This is a genomic window from Litorilinea aerophila (genome assembly GCF_006569185.2).
Lineage (GTDB): Bacteria > Chloroflexota > Anaerolineae > Caldilineales > Caldilineaceae > Litorilinea > Litorilinea aerophila.
Genome location: NZ_VIGC02000005.1, coordinates 201,573 through 215,497, shown reverse-complemented (window position 1 = coordinate 215,497; position 13,925 = coordinate 201,573). Strand labels below are relative to the sequence as shown.

At 67.0% G+C, this 13,925-nt stretch carries 8 protein-coding genes; 1 reads left to right on the top strand and 7 read right to left on the bottom strand.

What is annotated here, in order from left to right; all coding sequences use genetic code 11:
- Positions 1–370: 370 nt before the first annotated feature.
- Together glyS and FKZ61_RS05335 are read right to left on the bottom strand one after the other, a co-directional pair.
- Positions 371–3,412, bottom strand: coding sequence for a glycine--tRNA ligase subunit beta (gene glyS / locus FKZ61_RS05340; protein WP_141609033.1), 3,042 nt, complete (start codon positions 3,410–3,412; stop codon positions 371–373).
- Positions 3,413–3,529: 117 nt separating this feature from the next.
- Positions 3,530–4,756 (bottom strand): site-2 protease family protein, encoded by a 1,227-nt coding sequence (locus tag FKZ61_RS05335; RefSeq protein ID WP_211358423.1) that lies wholly within the window; start codon positions 4,754–4,756, stop codon positions 3,530–3,532.
- A 337-nt stretch (positions 4,757–5,093) separates the two neighbouring features.
- On the opposite strand from FKZ61_RS05335, the gene FKZ61_RS05330 reads away from it, so the two are divergent.
- Positions 5,094–7,019 carry a bifunctional homocysteine S-methyltransferase/methylenetetrahydrofolate reductase gene (locus FKZ61_RS05330; RefSeq protein WP_141609032.1) on the top strand — a complete coding sequence of 642 codons (1,926 nt, stop codon included), beginning with the start codon at positions 5,094–5,096 and terminating at the stop codon, positions 7,017–7,019.
- 21 nt (positions 7,020–7,040) lie between these two features.
- Here the strand turns inward: FKZ61_RS05330 and acpS are convergent, their stop codons facing one another.
- The 5 genes from acpS to FKZ61_RS05305 form a co-directional block, all read right to left on the bottom strand.
- Positions 7,041–7,412 (bottom strand): holo-ACP synthase, encoded by a 372-nt coding sequence (gene acpS, locus FKZ61_RS05325; RefSeq protein WP_141609031.1) that lies wholly within the window; start codon positions 7,410–7,412, stop codon positions 7,041–7,043.
- 40 nt (positions 7,413–7,452) lie between these two features.
- Positions 7,453–8,721 carry a M16 family metallopeptidase gene (locus tag FKZ61_RS05320; RefSeq protein WP_141609030.1) on the bottom strand — a complete coding sequence of 423 codons (1,269 nt, stop codon included), beginning with the start codon at positions 8,719–8,721 and terminating at the stop codon, positions 7,453–7,455.
- Entirely contained in the window at positions 8,718–10,010 is a 1,293-nt protein-coding gene (locus tag FKZ61_RS05315) for a M16 family metallopeptidase (protein ID WP_141609029.1), read from the bottom strand. Before FKZ61_RS05315 ends, FKZ61_RS05320 begins: the two co-directional genes overlap by 4 nt.
- Positions 10,000–12,744, bottom strand: a complete 2,745-nt coding sequence (locus tag FKZ61_RS05310) for a nucleotide sugar dehydrogenase (protein ID WP_141609028.1) — start codon at positions 12,742–12,744, stop codon at positions 10,000–10,002. Before FKZ61_RS05310 ends, FKZ61_RS05315 begins: the two co-directional genes overlap by 11 nt.
- Positions 12,745–12,840: 96 nt before the next feature.
- A complete protein-coding gene (locus FKZ61_RS05305) occupies positions 12,841–13,854 on the bottom strand; it encodes a lysylphosphatidylglycerol synthase transmembrane domain-containing protein (RefSeq protein WP_229964150.1) in 1,014 nt (337 codons plus the stop codon).
- Between the last annotated feature and the right edge of the window lie 71 nt (positions 13,855–13,925).

Genomic DNA, 13,925 nt, shown 5'->3' with positions numbered 1-13,925 from the left:
GGGTGGAAGGTGTCGACGTGTCGGGCACGCCTGTCACACAGGGGTGCGTGACCTACGGACCACGCACCCCCTCGTCGGTCCGAGCGCCCGGCGCGGGCGGGGATGTCGGCGTGTCGGGCACGCCTGTCACGCAGGGATGCGTGACCTACGGACCACGCACCCCCTCGCCGGTCCGAGCTCCCGGCGCGGGCGGGGATGTGGGCGTGTCAAGCACGCCTGTCACGCAGGGATGCGTGACCTACGGACCATGCACCCCCTCGTCGGTCCGAGCGCCCGGCGCGGGCGGGGATGTGGGCGTGCCGGGCACGCCTGTCACGCAGGGATGCGTGACCTACGGGCCACACCGCAGGTCACGTATCCGGACAGGGCTCTAGAAGCCCTGCAACTTGCTCAGATCCGCCACGTCCTGGGGCAGGGCGGCGATGTGCTGGACCAGGGCCAGCCGGGCCCGGCGCAGGGTCTCGTCCTCGGCGTTGACCAGGACCCGGTCGAAGTAGGCGTTGATGGGGTCCCGCAGGGCCCGCAGTTGCTCGCCCAGGACGGTGGCCGGCTCGGGCGCTTCGGCCAGGGCTGTGGCCGCCGCCAGGTACGCGGTGTGCAGCTCGTGCTCCACCGGCTCCACGTAGGCGTCCGGGTTCAGGGGCAGCTGCTCTTCCAGGTTGCGGGTGATGCGGGCGCAGCGGGCGTAGGCCACGAAGGTCTCCTCCCACCAGGGCTGCTCCACCAGCGCCTGGAGCGCCGCGCAGGCCCGCCGGGCCGCGGTGGGGTTGTCCCCCCGCACGGCCAGGACCGCCTCCACCACGTCGTGGGCATAGCCCTCCTCCAGGAGGATGCCCTGCAGCCGCCGCTCCACGAACTGGGCCACCTCGGCCAGGGCCTCCGGCGAGACTTCCACCGGCTGGAGCGCGGCCGCGGCTTCCAGCGCCTGGCGGATGCTGAAGTCCTGCCCGGCGGCCAGGAGGTTGTTGACCACGCCCAGGGCAGCACGACGCAGGCCGAAGGGATCCGCGCTGCCGGTGGGCACGGCACCCACGGCGAAGAGACCGGCCAGGCTGTCCAGCTTGTCGGCCAGGCTCAGGGCCAGGCCGGGAAGGGAGGCGGGGTTCTCATCCCCGGCAAAGCGGGGCAGGTAATGCTCCCGGATGGCCTGGGCCACTGCGGGCGGCTCGCCGCTGCGCAGGGCGTAGATCTCGCCCATGATCCCCTGCAGGCTGGTCATCTCCACCACCATGGCGGTCACCAGGTCGGACTTGCTGAGCGCGGCGGCCCGGCGCACCGTCTCCACTTGCTCTTCGTCGGCACCCAACTGCCGGGCGATCTGGGGCGCCAGGGCCTTGAGCCGCTCCACCTTGTCCAGCATGGAGCCCAGCTTTTCGTGGAAGGTGAGGGTGGCCAGCCGGGGGGTGAAGTGCTCCAGGGGCTGGGCCGTGTCCTGGCGGTAGAAGTAGGCCGCGTCCGCGTAGCGGGCCCGGATCACCCCTTCGTTGCCGGCCCGCACCACGTCCGGGTGGGCCAGGTGGCTGCTGTTGGCGATGGTGATGAAGTAGGGGAGCAGGTGGGTGGTGCCTGCGGCGTCCGACGCCTGCACCACCGGGAAGTAGCGCTGATGTTTCTTCATCACGCTGATGAGCACAGGCTCTGGCAGCTCCAGGGAAGCCTCGTCGAAGTGGCCCAGGACGGCCACGGGGGCCTCCACCAGGTCGGTCACCTCGTCCAGCAGGTCGGGGTCGTCCGGGGTGACGCCCCCCACGCTGGCGGCCGTTTCCTGGACCAGGTGGGCGATGCGTTGCCGCCGTTCTTCCCGGTCCAGCACCACGCCCTGTTGGGCCACTGCGTCGAAGTAGCCCGCGCTGTCGGCCACAGAGAAGGTGACGAATTCGCCCGGCTGGAGCCTGGCTGCGGCGTCCACAAAGCGGGGGGCCCGGCTGACCCGGCCGCTGGTCACGCCGGCCCAGGTGAAGGGCACCACCGCCTGGCCGTAGAGGGCCACGATCCAGCGCAGGGGACGGGGGTAGGAGATGCCGCTGCTGTTCCAGCGCATGGCCTTGGACCAGCGCAGGCTGTCCAGCAGCTCCTGGCAGAGCTCGGGCAGGACGCTCAGGGTGGGCTGGCCGGCCACCCGCCGCACCGCGTAGACGTAGCCGTCCCGCACTTCCAGGTCCTCCACGGCGACCTCCTGGCCCCGGGCAAAGCCCTGGGCGGCCCGGGTGGGCCGGCCGGCGTCGTCGAAGGCCCGGTCCACGGAAGGCCCCCGCTTTTCGATGAGCTCGTCCTGCTGGCGTGGCGCCAGGCCCCGCACCCGGGCCACCAGGCGCCGGGGGGTCCCGGTGACGTAGAGGTCATGGTAGTCCAGGCGATAGCGTCGGAGGAGGTCCGGCAGCCGCTCCTGGATCTGCTGAATGCCGTCCACCACGTCGTGGGGGGGCAGCTCTTCGGAGCCCAGCTCCAACACGAAGTCGGCCGGCCCCGTGGGCGCGGGCGCTTCGTCCTGGGGCGCGGCTGCGGGGGCGGTGGGGCGGCTGGCCTGGCCGTTCTCCCGCAGCCAGGGGAACTCTTCCTGTTCCCGCTGCTGGACGTAGAGCTCGGCGATGGCCCGGGCCTGGCTGCGCATGGCGGCGAAAAACTTGGCCCGTTCGGTAACGCCGATGGCACCCCGGGCGTCCAGCAGGTTGAAGGTGTGGCTCTGGCGCAGGACGTAGTCGTGGGCGGGGATGACCAGCCCCCGCTGGATGCAGGCCTGGGCCTCGGCCTGGTAGATGTCGAAGAGGGTCTTGAGCCGCTCCACGTCGGCCAGCTCGAAGTTGTAGATGCAGTGTTCGATTTCCGGCGTGCGGTAGAGCTCGCCGTAGGTGTGGCGGTCATCCACGTCGATGGACCAGACGTCGGTCTTGTTCTGGAGGTACATGACGATGCGGTCCAGGCCGTAGGTGATCTCCACGCTAACGGGGTCCAGGGGCAGGCTGCCCGCCTGCTGGAAGTAGGTGAACTGGGTGATCTCCTGGCCGTCCAGCCAGACTTCCCAGCCCAGGCCCCAGGCGCCCAGCGCGGGCGACTCCCAGTTGTCCTCCACGAAGCGGATGTCGTGGCGGGTGCGGTCCAGGCCGATGGCCTCCAGGCTGCCCAGGTAGAGCTCCTGGGGGTTGCCCGGGTCGGGCTTGAGGATGACCTGGTACTGGTTGTGCATCTGCATGCGGTTGGGGTTTTCCGCGTAGCGGCCGTCATCGGCCCGGAAGGAAGGCTCCACGTAGGCCACGTTCCAGGGCTCCGGCCCCAACACCCGGAGCACCGTGGCGGGGTTCATGGTGCCGGCGCCCACTTTTTCGCTGTACGGGTGCCAGATGAGGCAGCCGTGGGCCGCCCAATATTCGTGGAGCCGCATGATCACGTCTTGCATGGTGGGACGTTTGGACATGGTTTTGCGCTCGCTTTGACCTTATGCTTTCACTGTATGTGATGCTTTCACTGTACGTGCTTTTTGGCTACGCTCGCTGCTTTGGGCGGCTCTGAATATTTTTCAGAGCCGGATATTTTAAAGCATAGTCCGCAAGGGGACAGGCACAAAGGTGATGATGAAAATGAAAATGACCAGGTAGCCGACCAGCCGCCGGTTGGGATCTAGCCGGGTGACGTCGTCCAACGCCGGCGGGTGGAAGGGGCCGATCAGGGCGAAGATCAAGATCAGCCAGAAGAACCAGCCGGTGAAGCCGATGGATCGCAGGGGCGGGTAAAGCTGCTGAAGGGGCTCCAGCCCGGCGATGGCCAGGAGGGCCATGACGCCGGTGGTGGCCAGGTTGATGTAGCGGGCCGATCGGCCGAAGAGGGCGTAGACGGTGTGGCCGCCGTCCAACTGCCCCACGGGCAGCAGGTTCAAGGCGGTCACCAGCAGCCCGATCCAGGCGGCGAAGGTGACCTGGTTCATGAGCACGTCTTCGCCGGTGATGGGGTTGGGCAGCACCTTGCCGAAGACGACCAACTTGGCGTAGTAGTAGAGCAGGCTGTTGCCCTCCACCACGGCGAAGGGAGAGGGCGGCGGTACCTCCACCGGGCTGGTGGCCAGGCCGATGAAGAGCAAAGGCACGGCCAGCACCAGTCCGGCCAGGGGGCCGGCTACTGCGATATCGAAGAGCTTGCGGCGGTCCGGCACCGGCTCCTTGAGCTGGATGAAGGCGCCCAGGGTGCCGAAGCCGAAGGGCATGGGGATGAAGTAGGGCAGGGTGACCGCCACCTTGTGATAGCGGGCGGCGAAGTAGTGGCCAAACTCGTGGGCGGTCAAAATGCCCAGCAGGGTCAGGGCGAAGGGCCAGCCCAGGAGCAGGTTACGGGGGAGGAAGAGTTCCCAGATGGTGTCTGCCTGCACGCCTGTGTCGCCGTAGAGGGAACCCACGAACAGGGTGCTGATCAGGGTGGCCACGAAGAGGGCCACGTTGATCCAGGGCCGGGGATGGGCCTGGGGGGGCACGCCCGGCAGGATGTGGAGGGCCACCTCGCCGGAGCCCTCGTCCTGGGCGTGGCGCAGCAGGGGCGTGAAACCCTGTTTGCGCAGCTCTTCCAGCCAGCGGGGGAAGACCTCGTGGCTGGGCCGCCGCAGATATCCCCGGAAGACGACCAGGCCGTGCTGCTGGGGAACGCGGGGGTGTTCAATGGATACGATTTCCATATCGGCCCCGATCAGTGTTCGCACCGTTTCGGCAACGAAGTGGGGATCGATGGCCGGTACCTGAACAAAACGGAACAACTGGTCGGTTGGTCTTCGCATGACTCTCCACTTCTTTGTCTGCACAACGTCGTAGGCGCAGCTTGTCGCTGCGCCGCCGTCGCCATCCCTGCATCTGCCCGGGGGCGGACACCATCGGGCGGGCGGGGCAAGCCCCGCCCCTACGGAAGATGGCTGCCTTTCCATCGTCTACATGGGCCGGCGAGGGCCGTATCATGCCCAGGATTTTACCCCAAAACCGCATATTATGGTATAACACAGCCAGCCCAGGATGGAATGGGAGAGGCGGTGGCTTTCCCGCCACGCTCAGCCTGGGCGCCCTCCGAGTTCACCCAATTACCTCCGGGCGGGAAAGCGCCGCGTAAGGAATCAGGAGTCCATGCTCAATCCGTTTTTGCAGAAACTCATGGAACAGCCCCTGCTGGGCGACGGTGCCATGGGCACCATGCTCTACGCCCGCGGGGCCAGCAGCGAACAGTGTCTGGAACAGCTGGTGGTGGACCGACCCGGGTGGGTCACCGGGATTCACCAGGCCTACGCGTCGGCCGGCGCCGACGTGATCACCACCCATACCTTCGGCGCCAACCGCTTCCGCCTGGCCAAACATGGCCTGGAAGACAAGGTGCGGGAGTTCAACTTCCGGGCCGTGCGCCTGGTCCGGGATGTGCGGGAGGTCACCGGCCGGGCCCTCTTCATCGCCGGCAATGTGGGCCCCCTGGGACGCCGCCTGGACCTGGACAATCCCCAGGAGCGGGCCGAGGCGGAGGAAGCGTTCAAAGAACAGATCGGCGTCCTCTGGGAGGCTGGAGCCGACCTGCTGTTGTTCGAAACCTTTTCCGACGTGGCCGAGCTGGAGCTGGCCGTCCAGGTGGCCCGGGCCCTCTGCGATTTGCCCATCGTGGCGGAGATGACCTTTGCCGAGGATGGCCTCACCCCGGCCGGCCAGAGCCCGGAGCTGATCAGCCAGCGGCTACACGCGGCCGGCGCCCACGTCATCGGCGTCAACTGCTCGGTGGGGCCGTCCCACGTGCTGGGGACCCTGGCCGCCATGCGCCAGACCGTGCCCGACGCCCTCCTGAGCGCCATGCCCAACGCCGGCTTTCCCCGGCGCATCAACGGCCGGCTCTATTACCCCTCCAGCCCCGAGTACTTCGCCCAACAGGTGCCCCAGCTCATCCAGCAGGGCGCCCAGCTCATCGGCGGCTGCTGTGGCACCACCCCCATCCACATCCGGGCCATGCGGGAAGCCCTGGACGCCTACCTGGCGGGCCGCAACCCCCGGCCTCCGGCCCAGCTCCGCGGGGGAGATCGCCCGGCTCCGCCTGAGGTGGACATGGGCCTGGCAGCGGACCTGGACACGGACCGGGACGACCAGCCCACGCTTCTACTGCGCAAGCTGCGGGCCGGCAAGTTCGTCATCAGCGTGGAGGTGGATCCGCCCCGGGCCTTCACCGCGGAGAAGCAGATCGAAGGGGCGCGCTATGCGAAGTCTGTGGGGGCCGACGCGGTCAATGTGGCCGACAGTCCCATGGCCCGGGTGCGCATGGCCGCGCTCTCCCTCTGTGCCCAGATCCAGCAGCAGGTGGAGATCGAGACCATCGTCCACTTCACCACCCGGGACCGCTCCCTCATGGGCCTCCAGGCGGACCTGATCGGCGCCCACGCCCTGGGCATCCGCAACATCCTGGCCCTGACGGGCGACCCGCCCAACCTGGGCGATAACCGGGAGAGCACGCCGGTCTACGACGTGGACAGCATCGGGCTGGTGCGCATCATCAACGCCTTCAACCAGGGGGTGGACATCTCCGGCCGGGAGATGGGCAAGCGGGCCCAATTCACCATCGCCGTGGCCTGCGACCCGACCCGCCCCAACCTGAGCGAAGAGGTGGACCGCTTCCACCAGAAGGTGAGCGGCGGCGCCCACTTCACCATGACCCAGCCCATCTACGATCCTCAGCTCTGGCTCAACTTCCTGCGCCTGTACGAGGAGCGCTACGGGGAATTTCCGGTGCCGGTGCTCATCGGCGTGTTGCCGCTCCAGAGCCACCGCCACGCCAGTTTCCTCCACAACGAGGTGCCCGGCATCACCCTGAGCGAGGAGGCGCTGGAACGGATGCGCAAGGCCGGCGCCAACGGCCGGCAGGAAGGGGTGAAGATGGCCCAGGAGCTGCTGGCCCAGCTCAAAGAGCTGCCCCACGTCCAGGGGGTCTATCTCATGCCCAGCTTTGGCCGCTACGAGCTGGCCTGCCAGGTGCTGGAGGTCCTTTCCCCCGAGGAGCGCAGCGGTCCCCTCTCCCCCGCATGAGGCGCAGGGTGGCCTGTCCCCTCAGCCCAGGGCCACCACCAGCGCGATGACCCGCTCCCGGTCGTGGCTGAGGCTGAGGCTCCACTCCCGCAGGCCCAACTCCTGGGCCCGCCGGGCGGCTGCGCCGTGGAGCAGCAGTTGGGGTGCGCCGGTGGCCTCATCCCGGCGCACCTCGATGTCCGTCCACTGGATGCCGGCCCGCCAGATGCCGGTGCCCAGGGCCTTGGCCACGGCTTCCTTGGCCGCAAAGCGCCCGGCCAGGGACTCCATGCGCGGGCCGCAGTCGGCCAGTTCGCCCGGCGTGAAGACCCGCTGCAGGAAGCGCGCGCCGTGGCGGTCCACGGCCTGACGCAGGCGTTCGATCTCCATCATATCCACCCCTGTGCGCAACATGCTGCCTCCTGCCCAGGTCCAGGTGACCCGGCCCGCCGGGCTACCCGTCGCCCGGCGGGCCGGCCACCACGGTCACGGCGCGGTCGGGCCGCAGATAGAGGCGGGCCACCCGCTGCACGTCTTCCGGGGTCACGCCGTAGATGAGGTCGTTGTAGCGGAGCAGGTAGTCCAGGCCCAGGCCGTACCACTCCATGTTGAGCAGGGTGCTGGCCACGCCCTCGTTGGTTTCCAGGGTCAGGGGCAGCACGCCGGTCATGTACGCCTGGCTGTCGGCCAGTTCGTCTTCCCCCACGGGCTCCTCCGCCAGGCGACGGAACTGCTCCTCGATGGCGGCCACGGCCCGCTCCACGTTGGCCGGATTGACGCCGGCAGAGGCCAGCCAGACGCCCCCGGCCCGCTCCGCGTCCAGGGTGCTGTAGGCGTAGTAGGCCAGCCCCTGCTCCTCCCGGATCTCCTCACCCAGCCGCCCCATCATGCCGAACTGGCCCAGCACGGTGTTGGCCACCCGCACCGCGTAGTAGTCCGGATGCTGCCGGGAGACGGCCTGGCAGCCCACGATGATGTCCGCCTGGTATTTGCCGGGCATGGGATAGTCCAGCCGCTGGGCTGACTCTCGGGGAGGCGGCGGGGGCACGTCCTGGGCCGGCGCCGGCCCCTGCCAGTCGCCCAGGTGTTGGGCCAGCAAGTCCAGCACCGCCCCGGCCTGGACGTGGCCGCTCACGGCCAGGATGGCGCCCTGGGGGGTGTAGCGAGCCTGGTGAAAGGCTTCCAGATCCTCCCGGCGGATGGCGCTGACCGTCTCGGTGTAACCGCTGACGGAGCGGCCGTAGGGGTGATCGCCGTAGATGGCCTCGTAGAAGCGCAGGATGGCCACGGACTGGGTGTCCTGGTCCCGCTCCTGGATGCGCACCAGCTTCTGGCGGCGGACCCGCTCCACGTGCTCCTGGGGGAAGGTGGGGCGCCGGAGCACGTCCGCCAGCACCTGGACCATGGTGGGGAAGTCCTCGCTGAGGCTGGTGATGTTGAAGCTGGTGACGTGGGTGTCGGCGGCCACGGTGAGATTGGCGCCGATGGCCTCGATGGTCTCGTTGAAGGTGGCGTAGTCGTAGTGGGCGGAGCCCCGGGTCACCATGGCGGCCACGAAGCTGCAGAGGCCCACCTTGTCGGCCGGGTCGTGGATGGCGCCGGCCGGCAGGTAGCCTTCCAGGACGGCCACCGGCGCCGAGGGGTTCTCCCGCACCAGGACCACCAGGCCGTTGTCCAGGACGAAGCGGGCCACATTTTCAGGGTTGGGGATAGATTGGCTCATGAGGCATCGCTCCCGTCGTCTGGCACGTACCAGCCCACCGTCTGGCGGTGGGGGGCGAAGTATTGGCGGGCCACCCGCTGCACGTCGGCCGCGGTGACAGCGCTCAGTTGATCCAGCCAGCCGTCCAGCCAGTCGATGCTGGCCACCATTTCGCTAAAGCCCAGCCAGTAGGCCTGGTAGGTGACACTTTCGCTGCTGTAGACGAACTGGGCCCGGGTCTGCTTGATGGCCTTCTCCAGCTCGGGGGCCTCCACGCCCTGCTCCTGGATGCGGACGATTTCGGCCCAGAGGGCATCCTCCACCTGTTGGTGGTGGACGCCGGGCGCCAGGGTGGCGTAGAAGCTGAAGAGGTTGGGATCCACCGTGGGGCGATAGCTGCTGCCCACGGCCACGGCCAGGTCCCGGTCCACCAGGGCCTGGTAGAGGCGGTTGCTGCGGTTGTTGGCGTTGCCGCCCAACATGCCCATGCCCTTGGCGCCGCCCAGCACCGCATCCATCACCATGAGGGGGAAGAAGTCGGGATGGGTGGCCGCCGGGGCGTGGAAGCAGAGGAGCAGGTAGCCCGTCCGGTCCCTGCCCCGCAGGACGACCCGGCGTTCGGCCCGCTGCTCGGGCTCCACCAGGCGCATGGGCGGCACGGCCGGCCCCCGGGGGATGGCGCCGAAGAAGTCGGCGATGCGGGCCAGCATTTGCTCCCGGTCGAAGTCGCCCACGGCCACGGCCACCGCGTTGTTGGGCGTGTAGTAGGTGCGGTAGTGGCGGTAGAGATCCTCCCGGGTGAGGCTCTGGAGGTCGCTCTTCCAGCCGATGATGGGGTGGTGGTAGCTGTGGACCTGGAAGGCCGCGGCCTGGACCTCCTCGCTGAGCAGGTAGAAGTAGCTGTTCTCGCTCCCTTCCCGCTCGCTGAGGATGACCGTGCGCTCGGACTCCACCTCCCCTGGTTCGAAGACCGCGTTGGCCATGCGGTCGCTTTCCACCTGCAGGGCCAGCTCGATGCGGTCGGCCGGGAAGGTTTCAAAGTAGGTGGTCCAGTCCTGGGTGGTCATGCCGTTGAAGAGCCCGCCGGCCCGGGCCACGGCCCGGTCGAATTCGCCCCGGGGGAACTGCTCTGTGCCCTTGAAGAGCATGTGTTCCACCCAGTGGCTGATGCCGGTGGTGCCGGGGAGCTCGTTGCGGCTGCCCACCCGGTAGTAGATCCAGAAGCTGGCCACCGGCGCCACGTGGCTCTCCTGCAGGATGACCTGGAGCCCGTTGTCCAGGGTCGTCTTCAGGCGGGTTTCAGGCGCCATTTTCGAAGCTTGCTCCTCGGCCCACGGCTCGATAGATGAAGCCCAGCTCCTTCATGGCCTGGACTTCATAGATGTTGCGGCCGTCGATGATGATGGGCCGCGCCATGAGATCCCGGATGCGGGCCAGATCCAGGTGTTTGAATTCGTTCCACTCGGTGCAGATGATGAGGGCATCCTTGTCCCGGGCCAGGTCGTAGGGGTCTTCGGCCAGGCAAAGCTCCGGATTTTCCCGGGCGGCGTTGGCCATGGCCACCGGGTCATAGCCGCTGACCAGCGCGCCTTCATACTGGAGCATGCGGGCGATCTCCAGCGCGGGCGCATCCCGGATGTCGTCGGTGTTGGGCTTGAAGGCCAGCCCCAGCAGGCCGATGCGCCGCTGGTCCAGGTTGTTGTCCAGCAGTTTGCGCAGGGTGACGATGGGCCAGCGCCGGGCGTCCCGGTTGATCTCCATCACTGCACGCAGCAGCGAGGGGTGGGATCCCTGGACCAGGGCCATGTGCTCCAGGGCTTTGACGTCCTTGGGGAAACAGTTGTGGCAGATCAGGCCCGACGACGCCACCAGGGTACCGGTGCTCGTCTCGAGACTATAGACGGTCGTTTCCACCTCCTCGTATTCCACGGCCTGGACGGTGAGGGTCGCCACCCCGCCCTCCCGGGAGAAGCCTCGCTGTCGGATATGTCGCTGGTAACCTTCCAGAACGCTGCCGATGGCGGCCCGATGCCTGGCGCCGAACACGTCCTGAAGGGCAGCCAGTTGACCATAGCCGCTCACCCGCAAAATGTAGGCCGGCTGTTTGGACTTGTTCATCCAGCGCTTGCGCACCGATGGAACAATTCCCAGGGACTGCATCAACAGGACCATACCGTCGGCCAGTTGCTTGCTGACGGTGGCATACTCGAAGATCAGGTTGCGTCCATTCTGCACCGCCGTGACGGCGCCGTCCCCGCTGAATGCGCCCCGAAGCAGTTCGTGGCGCAGTTCCGACGCCACGTTGAAGGCCAGGCGTGGCAGCGCCTTATCCTCTGAACGCGTGCCCAACTTGAGGACATCCCGCAGGAGCCAGGCGAAGATGCGCGAGGAGACCACCGTGGTGACGGCATTGGAACTGCGCCGTTCGATAAACTTCAGCCCCCAGCGCTCGAGGATCCGGCGTACATCGGCGATGTACTCGGCCTCATCCTGATGGAAAGTGAGACCCACACGCTCCCGTGTGGCCCCGGCCCGCCCCCGGTCGCAGCTGATGTAGCCCTCGGCCAGGTAGTAACCGCAAAAGCGCAACAGGTCCGCATCCACCGGAATCACGGCATTGAGCCGGGTCCCCGCCCCCTTGGCCGTGTAGAGCTGGAGCTTTTCAGCGGGAACATGGAGCACGCCTTTTTCTCTGAGATGCCGGAAGAGGCGGAGCGGCATACGGTTCTTTCGCCTGATGTCATACGGGTAGCGCAACATCTCCGGTGGGATGTGGTCCGCGAAATGGGTGTACTGCGCCCGGAAGGAGTCGTCGGTGGGGGCCACATGGACGTCCTTCTCCAGTTCGGTGCCGGCTAACAGCTGGACCAGGTCGAGCCGGGTGATCTCTTCAACGGCCGGCAGATCGCACAGGGCCAGGAGCTGGTCCCCTGGGGTCACGGCAAGCGCCGGCACGATCTCAAGGCCGGCCCCTGCACGCACAATGACCGGATGATCGGCCGTGACCCGCAGGGTGCGTCCCATGCTGGCTTTGATTTCGACCATGGTCCCCTTGTAGGGCCGCCGTGTTACGGCCTTGACTTCGGCCAGCGTCGGACGGCCGGTTTCCAGGTCAAACGCCAGCACGCGCCGGTCCCTGGGTGTACACACTTGCACGGTGTCGCCCTGAAAAGGTTCGCCGGCATTGGCAAAGAGGGCCTCGAAGGACTCGGCAGCCACGTTGGGGCTATTGAGGGTGAAGACGGTCTCATCTCCCTCAAAGCAGGAGCCCCCGTAGCCCAGGCCGGCGTTGAGGAAGTGGGGGCCGATGCGCTTGTCGTAGCCCATGCCCACGGCCACTTCCTGGACGTCCGCCCCCAGCTTTTCGCAGATGGCTGCGATCTCGTTGATGAAGCTGATCTTGGTGGCCAGGAAGGCGTTGCTGGCGTACTTGATCATCTCGGCCGTGCGCAGGTCGGTGACCACGATGCGGGTGCGCAGGGGCAGGTGGAGCTGGGCCACCTTCTCGGCCGCCTCCGGGTTCTTGCTGCCCAACACCACCCGATCCGGGTTCATGAAGTCGTAGATGGCCGAACCTTCCCGGGTGAACTCGGGACAGCTGACCACGTCGAAGGGGATGGGTTTGGGCTGGCTGCGCTGGATGATGTCCGCCACCCAGTCGCCCGTGCCCACGGGGACAGTGCTCTTGTTGACCACGATCAGGGGGTGGTCCATGGCCTGGGCGATGGACTCGGCGGCCATGCGCACGTAGCGCAGGTCAGCCTCGCCGTCCACGCCGCTGGGCGTCCCCACGCAGATGAAGACGAACTCGGCGTCGGCCAGGGCTTCGGCGTAGTCGGTGGTAAAAAAGAGGCGTCCCGCCTTGACGTTGCGGGTGATGAGTTCGCTGAGGCCAGGCTCGTAGATGGGAACCTCGCCCCGGCGCAGCATTTCGATCTTCTCCTCGTTGATGTCGATACAGGTGACCTTGTTGCCCATGTCGGCGAAACAGGTCCCCGTGGAAAGCCCCACGTAGCCGGTACCGGCAACTGCGATGTTTTTCATGCCCGATCCCTCTCCTTCATCAAGCGATCATCCATCTATCATTCATCTATTTTATTGACCGTTGGTTCCAATGGGGCGCTCATGGCCCTTGTGGCGTCAATCCGCGACCGGATCCATTCCGTCGGCCATCTGCGGCTGGGGCTGGCTGAAGTCCCGCCAGTGGAGATGCTCCCGCCAGAAATAATACGCCCCCACGGCGGTGACAGGGATCCACAGCGCGGCGTGCAGGGTAAAGGTGTAGCTGGCGGCCAGGTTCCGGTCCACCTGGAAGGCGGCCAGGGTCTCGATGCCCGGCGTGTCAAAGGTGCCGATGTAGCCCGGCGCCGAGGGCAGGGTGGTGGCCAGGTTGACCAGACCATTCATGAGCATCAGCACCAGGAAGGAGACGTGAAACGGAAAGGCATGCATCACGAACCAGTACTTCACCGTCTCCATCAGCCAGATCACCACGCTGGTAGCAAAGATCATGACCACGTCGCGGCTGCTGCTCAGACTCTGGAGGCCGTGGAGGAAACGGGTGTAGAGATCATCCGTGCGCAGCCGCACCCGTGCCGGCAGCACCCGCCCGGCCAGCCAGCCATAGACCCGCACCACCCGCTCCGGCCGGGAAGCCATCCAGACGAAGATGGCGGCGGCCATCACCATCATCAGGGTCAAGAGGACTACCAGGTTGCGGTAGGTGGCCGGCAGGGGCGCGAAGGGCAGGGCCAGGAAGACGAAGAGCAGCATCACCAGGCCGTCGAAAACCCGCTCGATGAGGACCGTGGCCAGGCTGGACGAGATGGGAATGCCCTCCTTGCGGCGCAGGACGTACGAGCGGATAATCTCGCCGGCTCTGAAGGGGTAGACGTTGTTGCCGAAGTAGCCAATGCAGATGAGGGGATACAGCCGGGAGACCGGCACCGGCTTCAAGTGGCGCAAGGTGTAGTGCCAGCGCCAGCTCCGTGCCCACAGCCCCCCAAAGTAGACGGCGATACCAGGCAGGATCCACCAGTAGTTGGCCGTGCGCAGGGACCGGGCTACTTCGGGCAAGTGGAGGCCCGGCAATGCCAGATAAATGAAAAAAACGCTGATCAATACCCCGACCAGCAACTGTCCGTATCGCTTCAAGATCCTCTCCGCTCCCATCCCTTTGAGCGTTTAGCGACCCTCAGAATAGCACAACCCTGGGACTTCGCAAA

Excerpts from the sequence above, each read along its gene's own strand:
- FKZ61_RS05320 (WP_141609030.1), bottom strand. The coding sequence starts at position 8,721 with ATGAGCCAATCTATCCCCAACCCTGAAAATGTGGCCCGCTTCGTCCTG.
- FKZ61_RS05335 (WP_211358423.1), bottom strand. The coding sequence starts at position 4,756 with ATGCGAAGACCAACCGACCAGTTGTTCCGTTTTGTTCAGGTACCGGCC.
- acpS (WP_141609031.1), bottom strand. The coding sequence starts at position 7,412 with ATGTTGCGCACAGGGGTGGATATGATGGAGATCGAACGCCTGCGTCAG.
- FKZ61_RS05315 (WP_141609029.1), bottom strand. The coding sequence starts at position 10,010 with ATGGCGCCTGAAACCCGCCTGAAGACGACCCTGGACAACGGGCTCCAG.
- glyS (WP_141609033.1), bottom strand. The coding sequence starts at position 3,412 with ATGTCCAAACGTCCCACCATGCAAGACGTGATCATGCGGCTCCACGAA.
- FKZ61_RS05310 (WP_141609028.1), bottom strand. The coding sequence starts at position 12,744 with ATGAAAAACATCGCAGTTGCCGGTACCGGCTACGTGGGGCTTTCCACG.
- FKZ61_RS05330 (WP_141609032.1), top strand. The coding sequence starts at position 5,094 with ATGCTCAATCCGTTTTTGCAGAAACTCATGGAACAGCCCCTGCTGGGC.